Here is a 5,933-nt window from a genome sequence, read left to right as displayed (position 1 = left end):
GATGTTGAGCAGGAAATGCACCGTGCGCGTGAAGCTTTGCGTGAGCAAGTTGCCGCATTAGCTGTGAAAGGTGCAGAGTCTATTTTGCGTAGTGAAGTTGATGCTTCAAAACACGCAACAATGCTCAACACTTTGAAACAGGAGCTGTAATCCTATGGCAGAGTTCGCAACGATTGCCCGACCTTATGCGAAAGCATTATTCGGTTTGGCACAGGAAAAAAAACAAATTGAGTCTTGGTTGGACGGGCTGAGACAACTGGCAGCAGTGTTGCAGGATCCGAAAATCATGTCTTTGGTCGGGCAGCCTGAAACCACTTCTTCCGATAAAGCAAAAGCATTGACTGATTTGGTCGGTTTGAATGATGTGAGTCTTACAAATTTTGTAAGCGTTCTGTCCGAACAAAAACGTCTCAACGTTTTGCCGGAAGTGTACGCGCAATATCAAGACTTAGTCTTGGCACTCAACAACACCAAATCAGCTGTTATTTACAGCGCATATGAATTAACACATGCGCAGTTGACTGATTTGACCACTACTTTAAAAACACGTTTCAACACTGATTTGCAAGTGGCCACGAAAATTGATCCGGAATTAATTGGTGGGGTGAAAGTGGAAGTTGGTGACCAAGTCTTGGATCTGTCGGTGCAAGGTAAATTGAATGCCTTGTATGCGACTATGACAAATTAGGAGAGTTTTCATGCAGCTTAATCCTGCTGAAATTAGCGATTTGATTAAAGCCAAAATCGAAAATCTGTCGGTTAATACAGAAGTACGTACCTGCGGTACGGTAATTTCTGTAACTGATGGTATCGTACGCATTCACGGCTTGTCAGATGCCATGCAAGGTGAGATGCTCGAATTCCCGGGCAACGCATTTGGCTTGGCTATGAACTTGGAGCGTGACTCCGTTGGTGCCGTAGTGTTGGGTGAATACGAACATATCAAAGAAGGCGATATCGTTACTTGTACCGGGCGCATTTTGGAAGTACCGGTAGGTCGTGAGCTGGTAGGCCGCGTAGTTGACGCATTGGGTCGTCCGATTGACGGTAAAGGCCCGATCAATGCTTCCAGTACTGCACCAATCGAAAAAATTGCACCAGGTGTAATTGCCCGTAAATCGGTTGACCAGCCAATGCAAACAGGCTTGAAAGCCATTGACTCTATGGTTCCGGTAGGTCGCGGTCAGCGCGAGCTGATTATTGGTGACCGCCAAACCGGTAAAACAGCTGTTGCTTTGGACGCTATTGTTAACCAAAAAGGCACTGGTGTGATTTGTATTTACGTTGCTGTGGGTCAAAAAGCTTCTTCGATTGCCAACGTAGTGCGTAAATTGGAAGAGCACGGTGCAATGGAACACACCATTGTGGTGGCGGCAACTGCTTCTGAAGCAGCTGCATTGCAATATATTGCCCCTTACTCAGGCTGTACCATGGGTGAATTTTTCCGCGACCGCGGCGAAGATGCCTTGATTGTTTACGATGACTTGTCTAAACAAGCTGTTGCTTACCGTCAAATTTCCCTATTGTTGCGCCGCCCGCCGGGGCGCGAGGCTTATCCGGGCGATGTATTCTACCTGCACTCTCGTTTGCTGGAGCGCGCTGCGCGTATCAATGAAGATGAAGTGGAAAAACTGACAAACGGTGAAGTCAAAGGCAAAACCGGTTCCTTGACCGCATTGCCGATTATCGAAACCCAAGCCGGTGACGTATCTGCATTCGTACCGACCAATGTAATTTCGATTACAGACGGTCAGATTTTCTTGGAAACCGACTTGTTTAACTCTGGTATCCGTCCTGCAATCAACGCCGGTATTTCCGTATCGCGCGTAGGTGGGGCGGCGCAAACCAAAGTCATCAAAAAACTAGGGGGCGGAATTCGTTTGGCATTGGCGCAATATCGTGAATTGGCTGCGTTCTCTCAGTTCGCATCTGATTTGGATGAAGCAACACGCAAACAATTGCAACACGGTGAAGTCGTGACTGAATTGATGAAACAAAAACAATTCAACACCTTGAACACCGCTGAAATGGCATTGACTTTGTGGGCAATCAACAATGGTTCATACGTTGATGTTCCGGTTGCTAAAGCATTGGCTTTTGAAGCGGAATTCTTGAGCTATGTCCGCACCCAATTGCCGGATGTGTTGAATGCGATTAATGCTTCAGGTGCGATGTCTGATGAAGCGGAACAAGCATTGACCGAAGCCATGAAAACTTTCAAATCTTCTTACGCTTACCAAGCTTAAGAACAGTAGATGAAAGGAGTCTGAAATGGCAATAGGAAAAGAGATTCTCACCAAAATTCGCAGTGTTCAAAATACCCAAAAGATCACTAAAGCGATGCAGATGGTGTCTACCTCTAAAATGCGGAAGACTCAGGAACGGATGCGTTTAGCGCGTCCATACGCCGAAAAAGTACGGACGGTAATGAGCCATTTGGCACAAACCGAAACCGATCATGGCATTAAGTTGCTGGAGCCGCATCGCGAAGTACGCCGTGCCGGTTTCATTTTAATGACGACGGATAAAGGTTTGTGCGGAGGGTTGAATGCCAACGTATTGAAGAAATTTTTGGCGCAAGTTCAAGAGTATCAGGGACAGGGCATTGAAGTCGATGTCGTGTGTCTGGGCAATAAAGGTTTGGCGGCTTGCCAAAGTATCGGTTTAAACGTGATTGCCAGTGCGGTGAATTTGGGTGATACGCCTAAAATGGAATTGCTGCTGGGACCGTTGACTGAAATTTTCCAACGCTATGAAAAGCATAAACTGGATGTGATTCACTTGGTGTATTCCGGTTTTGTGAATACGATGCGTCAAGAACCGCGTATGGAAGTATTGCTGCCTATCGGTCAAAATGAGATCGAAGAGGTTAACGCCGATTCCCAATATGTTTGGGAATACCGTTACGAGCCGAGCCCTGTTACTGTATTGGAATATCTGGTTCGCCGTTATTTAGAATCTGTGGTTTATCAAGCACTGGCTGATAACATGGCATCCGAACAAGCCGCGCGTATGGTAGCTATGAAAGCCGCTACCGACAACGCAGGCAATGCCATTAAAGAGCTGCGCTTGGTGTACAACAAATCGCGTCAAGCTGCGATTACCACAGAATTGTCAGAAATTGTTGCAGGTGCAGCGGCTGTTTAGGCCGTCTGAAACTGTATAGAAAATAGGATACGATAATGAGCCAAGGCAAAATCGTACAAATTATTGGTGCCGTAGTTGATGTGGAATTTCCACGTGATGCTATTCCGCACGTTTACGATGCCCTGAAATTGGACGAAACCGGTCTGACTCTGGAAGTGCAACAGCTTTTGGGTGATGGAGTGGTACGTACAATTGCAATGGGTAGTTCAGACGGTTTGAAGCGCGGTATGACCGTCAGCAATACCGGTTCTCCGATTGCCGTACCTGTGGGTCAGGCAACATTGGGCCGTATTATGGACGTATTGGGTAATCCCGTAGACGAAGCCGGTCCTGTGACCGCTTCTGAGACCCGCGCTATCCACCAGTCTGCACCTAAATTTGACGAGCTTTCAGCCGCAACCGAATTGTTGGAAACAGGTATTAAAGTGATTGACTTGCTTTGTCCGTTTGCCAAAGGTGGTAAAGTAGGTCTGTTCGGTGGTGCCGGTGTGGGTAAAACCGTAAATATGATGGAATTGATCAACAACATCGCTAAAGCGCACAGCGGCTTGTCTGTGTTTGCCGGTGTGGGCGAGCGTACCCGTGAAGGTAACGACTTCTACCACGAGATGAAAGATTCCAACGTATTGGATAAAGTAGCCATGGTTTACGGCCAGATGAATGAACCACCAGGCAACCGCTTGCGCGTTGCTTTGACCGGTTTGACCATGGCCGAATACTTCCGTGACGAAAAAGACGAAAACGGCAAAGGCCGTGACGTATTGTTCTTCGTCGACAACATCTACCGCTATACTCTGGCCGGTACCGAAGTATCTGCGCTGTTGGGTCGTATGCCGTCAGCCGTAGGTTACCAACCGACTTTGGCTGAAGAAATGGGTCGTTTGCAAGAGCGTATTACCTCTACGCAAACCGGTTCGATTACTTCCATCCAAGCCGTTTACGTGCCTGCAGATGACTTGACCGACCCGTCTCCTGCCACTACCTTCGCCCACTTGGATGCGACCGTGGTATTGAGCCGTGACATTGCCTCTTTGGGTATTTACCCGGCCGTTGACCCGCTGGACTCTACTTCACGCCAATTGGATCCGATGGTGTTGGGTCAAGAGCACTACGACGTAGCACGCGGTGTTCAGTCTACTTTGCAAAAATACAAAGAATTGCGCGACATTATCGCTATTCTGGGTATGGATGAATTATCTGACGAAGATAAACTGACTGTAATGCGTGCCCGTAAAATCCAACGTTTCTTGTCACAACCGTTCCACGTCGCCGAAGTATTTACCGGTTCCCCGGGCAAATACGTGCCATTGCGTGACACCATCGCCGGCTTTAAAGCCATTTTGAACGGTGAATACGACCACTTGCCGGAACAAGCGTTCTACATGGTGGGCGGCATTGAAGAAGCAGCCGAGAAAGCGAAAACCTTAAACTGAGGAGACCGGCATGAACATCATGCAAGTTGAAGTGGTCAGTAGCGAACAAAACATCTATTCAGGCGAAGCCAGCTTTGCGGTGGTTCCAACTGTACAAGGTGAACTCGGTATTTACCCGCGACATGAGCCAATCATGAGTTTGGTACGTCCCGGTGCATTGCGTTTGACTGTGCCGGATCAAGCTGAAGAAGTGTTGGTTGCTGTTTCCGGCGGTTTATTGGAAGTGCAGCCTGAGAAAATTACCATATTGGCGGACGTAGCCGTGCGCGGTGCGGAGATGGATCAGGAGCGTGCCGAACAGGCGAAGAAAGCAGCAGAAGACCGTATTTCCAAGGCGCAAGACGATGAATCTTTGGCAAAAGCACACGCTGCTTTGGCCGCTGCCATCGCCCAGCTCAAAACCTTGGATTATCTTCGTTCGCAAAAAAACAAATAAGCATTTTTGCTTCAAAAAAGCATGGTGAATACCGTGCTTTTTTATTGCATGACGATAGGAAAACCTCGCGTTGTTTACACAACAGGTTGAGAAAAATAAGTCTGTAAAACCTCAAAAGGCGTATCGCCTTTTAAGCCCTTATGCGGCTTAACCGGATGATAAAAATTCACAAAACGGCATAATGCCTTTTGCTGACGTTCCGAATCCTTAAACGGAAACTTATCCTGCCCGATTTCCATTAAGTTGCGGGTGACCCGCTCTGCTTGGCCGTTTGTGGTCATCGGGCAATACGGGGAAACTTTCGACCGACTATTGTTTTGCACACAGGCAGCCGGAAACGGATGTGCCGCATTGCCCCGATTTGATTCTGCAATACGTTTCATGCCATACTTGGCTTGTTTGAAACGGTCTCTTTCCATGGGCCGCTTTTTCAAACAAACCGCCGAAGCTGTGATTGCCAAGCATACCGGCCGCTTTCCATTGCTTAAAAGCCACATCATTACCGGCCGGCAGCCCATCACCAATTATCCCGAACAGCAAAAAGCCGTTATGCCCGTCATAACGGCAGCCGTCCCCTTTGTTCATGACTGTCCGTGTCCAACGCCGTTTTACCCGGCCGTATCCGACCCCGGACACAGCCCCGTCACCCGTATCCGGCTTTTAACGCTGCTGCAGTTTTGACGAACCCGGCATGCCCGACCACAGCACACTCTGCCGCTACCGTAACCGGCTGGCGCAAAACAATACCCTTTCCGAACTGTTGGATTCGATTAACCGCCAACTGGCCGGGAAAAGGCTTAAAAATCCAAAGTACCAAAGCTGCCGTTATTATCCAAACCGCCGACCGACGATAAGCAGTGACGAGGGATTGAAACCGATGAGGACGGTGTTGTTTCAGAAAACACACCCGGTAAAGA

The 5,933-nt window shown here is 48.2% G+C and carries 7 protein-coding genes and 2 pseudogenes; 8 read left to right on the top strand and 1 reads right to left on the bottom strand.

Features of this window, described 5'->3' with window-relative positions:
• The 6 genes and pseudogenes from C7N83_RS12680 to C7N83_RS12655 form a co-directional block, all read left to right on the top strand.
• A pseudogene (locus C7N83_RS12680) lies at positions 1–150 on the top strand (F0F1 ATP synthase subunit B); the annotation flags it as partial.
• Between the two features lie 4 nt (positions 151–154).
• The gene (locus tag C7N83_RS12675; protein ID WP_106743081.1) at positions 155–688 is read left to right on the top strand and encodes a F0F1 ATP synthase subunit delta; all 534 of its coding nucleotides are present in this window, start codon (positions 155–157) and stop codon (positions 686–688) included.
• 10 nt (positions 689–698) lie between these two features.
• On the top strand, positions 699–2,246 hold the full coding sequence (gene atpA / locus C7N83_RS12670) for a F0F1 ATP synthase subunit alpha (protein ID WP_106743080.1): 1,548 nt from the start codon (positions 699–701) through the stop codon (positions 2,244–2,246).
• Positions 2,247–2,271: 25 nt separating this feature from the next.
• A complete protein-coding gene (gene atpG / locus C7N83_RS12665; RefSeq protein ID WP_106743078.1) occupies positions 2,272–3,147 on the top strand; it encodes a F0F1 ATP synthase subunit gamma in 876 nt (291 codons plus the stop codon).
• Between the two features lie 35 nt (positions 3,148–3,182).
• Positions 3,183–4,580, top strand: coding sequence for a F0F1 ATP synthase subunit beta (gene atpD / locus C7N83_RS12660; RefSeq protein ID WP_106743076.1), 1,398 nt, complete (start codon positions 3,183–3,185; stop codon positions 4,578–4,580).
• 10 nt (positions 4,581–4,590) lie between these two features.
• A complete protein-coding gene (locus C7N83_RS12655; RefSeq protein ID WP_106743075.1) occupies positions 4,591–5,016 on the top strand; it encodes a F0F1 ATP synthase subunit epsilon in 426 nt (141 codons plus the stop codon).
• Positions 5,017–5,090: 74 nt separating this feature from the next.
• Here C7N83_RS12655 and C7N83_RS16340 read toward each other — a convergent pair whose 3' ends face one another.
• Positions 5,091–5,399 (bottom strand): hypothetical protein, encoded by a 309-nt coding sequence (locus C7N83_RS16340; RefSeq protein ID WP_245911229.1) that lies wholly within the window; start codon positions 5,397–5,399, stop codon positions 5,091–5,093.
• A gap of 34 nt (positions 5,400–5,433) precedes the next feature.
• Between C7N83_RS16340 and C7N83_RS17145 the strand changes: the two genes are divergently transcribed.
• Together C7N83_RS17145 and C7N83_RS12640 are read left to right on the top strand one after the other, a co-directional pair.
• Entirely contained in the window at positions 5,434–5,697 is a 264-nt protein-coding gene (locus tag C7N83_RS17145; protein ID WP_106743073.1) for a hypothetical protein, read from the top strand.
• Between the two features lie 10 nt (positions 5,698–5,707).
• Positions 5,708–5,933: pseudogene (locus tag C7N83_RS12640) on the top strand (hypothetical protein); the annotation flags it as partial.

Source organism: Neisseria iguanae, assembly GCF_003013245.1.
In the GTDB taxonomy this organism is placed as follows: Bacteria; Pseudomonadota; Gammaproteobacteria; order Burkholderiales; family Neisseriaceae; genus Neisseria; species Neisseria iguanae.
The sequence above is the reverse complement of the archived record's forward strand: the minus strand, read 5'-3'. Positions and strand labels throughout refer to the sequence as shown.